The sequence below is a fragment of the Nocardia farcinica genome (assembly GCF_029867845.1).
GTDB lineage: Bacteria > Actinomycetota > Actinomycetes > Mycobacteriales > Mycobacteriaceae > Nocardia > Nocardia farcinica_A.
This window is the reverse complement of record NZ_JARWRU010000815.1, coordinates 1-2,804: the sequence shown is the minus strand read 5'-3', so window position 1 is coordinate 2,804 and position 2,804 is coordinate 1. Positions and strand designations below refer to the sequence as shown.

The 2,804-nt window shown below is 74.2% G+C and carries 4 protein-coding genes; 1 reads left to right on the top strand and 3 read right to left on the bottom strand.

The window, feature by feature from the left end; translation table 11 throughout:
- A partial coding sequence (gene cbiE / locus QH283_RS17740) for a precorrin-6y C5,15-methyltransferase (decarboxylating) subunit CbiE (RefSeq protein ID WP_280504106.1) occupies window positions 1-683 on the bottom strand: 683 nt, incomplete at its 3' end.
- 59 nt (window positions 684-742) lie between these two features.
- Window positions 743-1,498 carry an SDR family NAD(P)-dependent oxidoreductase gene (locus QH283_RS17735; RefSeq protein ID WP_280504105.1) on the bottom strand — a complete coding sequence of 252 codons (756 nt, stop codon included), beginning with the start codon at window positions 1,496-1,498 and terminating at the stop codon, window positions 743-745.
- A 69-nt stretch (window positions 1,499-1,567) separates the two neighbouring features.
- On the opposite strand from QH283_RS17735, the gene QH283_RS17730 reads away from it, so the two are divergent.
- On the top strand, window positions 1,568-1,966 hold the full coding sequence (locus tag QH283_RS17730) for a PPOX class F420-dependent oxidoreductase (protein WP_280504104.1): 399 nt from the start codon (window positions 1,568-1,570) through the stop codon (window positions 1,964-1,966).
- A gap of 14 nt (window positions 1,967-1,980) precedes the next feature.
- Here QH283_RS17730 and QH283_RS17725 read toward each other — a convergent pair.
- Window positions 1,981-2,804, bottom strand: an 824-nt coding sequence (locus tag QH283_RS17725) for a M24 family metallopeptidase (protein ID WP_280504103.1), incomplete at its 5' end; no start/stop codon positions are given.

Genomic DNA, 2,804 nt, shown 5'->3' with positions numbered 1-2,804 from the left:
GGAGAAGCCGGGTGAGCGCGGGGCGGCATCGATGAGCAGGCGGCAGTCCACAGCCCGGCGGCGGTGGTGGCGCCGATCCGCTCGGCCGGGCCGCCGAGCTGCTCCAGCACGGTCAGCCCCGACGCGCCGAATCCGTTGGCGCACAGCAGCTCCGCCAGGGCGACCGGAGTGCGCTCGTCCGCGCTGAGCACCAGCAGCCGCCTGCCGTCGGTCAGCTCGGGCAGCACCCCGGCCAGTGGCCGCCCGACCGCGCTCACCACCGGGATGTCGGCCAGCGCCCAGCCCAGCCGGGCGCACGCCAGCGAGGCCGAGGACGGCTGCGGCAGCACCCGCAGCGCGCCGGGCCCGAACAGCCGCGCCAATGTGACGCCGATGCCGTAGAACATCGGGTCACCGCTGGCCAGCACACACACCCGTCGGTGCGCCTGCGCGAGCAGCAGCTCACGCAGTGCGGGCAGCAGGGGTGACGGCCAGGCGATCCGCTCGCCCGCCACCGAGGCGGGCAGCAGTTCGAGCTGCCGGCCCGACCCGAACACCACCTCGGCGTCCTCGACCGCCGCACGAGCCGCGCCGCTCAATCCCGGCCAGCCGTCCGCGCCGATCCCGACCACGGAGATCACCGAGCCCGGCCACGCGGTCCGCGCCGCGGCGGCCGCGCCTTGTTCCGCGTCACCCGGCGACATCGTTCCGGCGCCGCCTGCCGCGAGGTTCTCGACGCCCGGCGGGGCAGGCTCGGCGGCGCTCACCGGGGCATCCGCCGCCACACGGCTCGGGGCAGCAGCCGCATGGCGAAGAACAGCGGCCGCAGCGCCCACGGCACCCAGACGATCTCCTTGCGGCGGCGCAGCCCGCGCAGCACCGCGTCGGCGACCTGGTCGGGCGTGCTCGACAGCGGGGCCGGGTCCATGCCCGCGGTCATGCGGCCGATGACGAAGCCGGGGCGCACCAGCAGCAGCCGCACGCCGCTGCCGTGCAGGGCATCGGACAGGCCGCAGGCGAAGCCGTCCAGGCCCGCCTTGGCCGAGCCGTAGACATAGTTGGCGCGGCGCACGCGGATGCCCGCCACCGAGCTGAACACGACGATGCGCCCGCTGCCCTGGGCGCGCAGCAACTCCGCGACGGTGGTGAGCACGCTGATCTGGGCGATGTAGTCGGTGTGCGCGACGGCCACGGCGTGCGCCGGGTCGCGTTCGGCGCGCGCCTGGTCGCCGAGGATGCCGAAGGCGAGGACCACCACGCCGAGCGGGCCGTGTTCGGCGGCGATCTTCTCCAGCAGCGCGGGATGGCCCGCCACGTCGTCGGCGTCGAACTCCACGGTGTGCACGGCGGTCGCGCCCGCCTGGCGCACCGCCGCGACCTCGGCGTCGAGCTCGTCGCTGCGCCGGGCCGCCAGGATCACCGTTCGCCCCGGCGCCAGCCGTCGCGCGACCAGCACACCCATCTCACTGCGTCCGCCGAGCAGCAGTACCGCGCCCGCGTCGATCTCTCCCGATGCCATGCGGCCAAGTCTGTCATCCCGGCGCGGGTGTCATGCGGGCGCGGGGGCGCGATCGGCTACCGTCGACGGATGCCGACCAGCACCGCGCAATTGACGCCCGCCGCCACCGAATTCGCCACCGAACGGCACCTGGCCACGCTCACCACACTGCGCGCCGACGGCACCCCGCACGTGGTGGCCGTCGGCTTCACCTGGGACCCCGAGGCCGGTCTGGCCCGTGTCATCACCAACGACGGCTCGGTGAAGGTGCGCAATGTGCGCCGGTCCGGTTACGCGGCGGTCAGCCAGGTGGACGGCCCGCGCTGGCTCACCCTCGAGGGCCCGGCCACCGTGCTCGACGACCCGGACAGCGTCGCCGAGGCGGTCCGCCGGTACGCGGGCCGCTACCGGCAGCCAAGGGAGAATCCGACGCGCGTGGTCATCGCCATCCAGGTCGCCAGAGTGCTCTCGTCGAGCACCCTGCGCTGACCGCCCGACGGCCGCTAGAGAACGGTCAGCCCGTGCGGCCGCTTGTTGACCGACTCGCACCCGTCCTCGGTGACGATCACGATGTCCTCGATCCGCGCGCCCCACGAGCCGCTGAAATAGATACCGGGCTCGACGCTGAAGGCCATACCGGGCCGCAGCGCGAGGGTGTTGCCCGCGACGATGTAGGGCTCCTCGTGCACCGACAGGCCGATGCCGTGCCCGGTGCGGTGCACGAAGGCGTCGCCGACGCCTGCCTCGGTGAGCAGGTCGCGGGCGGCGGCGTCGACGGATTCGGCGGTCACACCCGGCTTCACCGCGGCGACGGCGGCGGCCTGGGCGCGTTCCAGTTCGGCCACCAGGCCCGCGATCTCGGCGGAGGGCTCGCCCATGGAGTAGGTGCGGGTGCAGTCGGAGAAGTAGCCGGGCTCCACCGGGCCGCCGATGTCGACGACGACGATGTCGCCGCGCTCGATGACGCGATCGGACACCTCGTGGTGCGGGTCGGCGCCGTGCGGGCCGCTGCCGACGATGACGAACTCGGCCCCGAGGTGGCCCTCCTCCACCAGCGCGGCGGCGATGTCAGCGCCGACCTCGGCCTCGGTGCGCCCGGCCTGGAGGAATTCCCCCATGCGAGCGTGCACCCGGTCGATGGCGGCCCCGGCCCGGCGCAGCGCCTCGATCTCGGCGGAGTCCTTGATCATCCGCAGCTCCCGCAGCACCGGCGTGGCCGATCGCGGCACACCGGTGAAGGCGTCGGCCAACGGGATGAGGTGCAGGGCGGGCATGACGTCGGCGACGGCGACGCGGGAGCCGGCGTGCAGGCTGGAGCGCACGATCA